We start from the raw sequence: 710 nt of genomic DNA on the forward strand, positions 1-710 counted from the left end.
CATGTTGGTACATGAACATGGACATACACATATTCTTAGGAACAAATAAGAAAGATAAATGGAGAAGGAAAACCCAAAGCAATGTCAGAGTTGACAAAACTGCAATGGCACTTTATATATGGCCTGTCGTGAGTGAGCTGTTTAGGCCTTGCCGGACTCCTCGCAGCCCGGTGGCTTGAAGGCGATGAAGCTGACGCACTGCACCTGGCGCATGTTGTCGAATCCGATGATGCGGACATACGCGTCAGGGTACTCCTTCTTGACCTCCTCCACCTCGTTGATCACCTGTGTGGCGTCGGTGCACCCGAACATAGGCAGCTTCCACATTGTCCAGTACCGGCCATCGTAGTACCCAGGGGATGCGTTGTGCTCACGGAAGATGAACCCAACCTTGCTGAACTCGAGGCAAGGCACCCACTTGGAGCGGATCAGGTAGTCGACCTGCTTGAGGAGGGCCTCCGTGCTGAGCGGTGGCAGGTAAGACAGGGTCTCGAACTTCTTGATGCCCTCGATGGGCCACACCTGCATGCACCTGATCCTTCCACCGTTGCTGACGCTGCCGAGGCTAGCGCCGTTGGAGCGGCGGCTGACGGGGAGGCCGGCGGTGGACTTGAGCCCCTGGAAAGGAGCGACGGAGGTGGCCGACGAGGCCATCACGGTGGGGGCCATGGCTGTACTATGTAGGTATATAGCTTGCTAGGAGGAGGCAC

The 710-nt window shown here is 56.6% G+C and carries 1 protein-coding gene; it reads right to left on the reverse strand.

Features of this window, described 5'->3' with window-relative positions:
- Nucleotides 1-141: 141 nt before the first annotated feature.
- Entirely contained in the window at nt 142-669 is a 528-nt protein-coding gene (locus tag IE273_RS45590; RefSeq protein ID WP_077273887.1) for a ribulose-1,5-bisphosphate carboxylase small subunit, read from the reverse strand.
- Between the last annotated feature and the right edge of the window lie 41 nt (nt 670-710).

Source organism: Streptomyces olivaceoviridis (assembly GCF_014650115.1).
Taxonomy (GTDB): Bacteria; Actinomycetota; Actinomycetes; order Streptomycetales; family Streptomycetaceae; genus Streptomyces; species Streptomyces olivaceoviridis.

What these genes read in the sequence shown, in the direction of transcription:
- IE273_RS45590 (WP_077273887.1), bottom strand. Translation starts at nt 669, where the DNA reads ATGGCCCCCACCGTGATGGCCTCGTCGGCCACCTCCGTCGCTCCTTTC.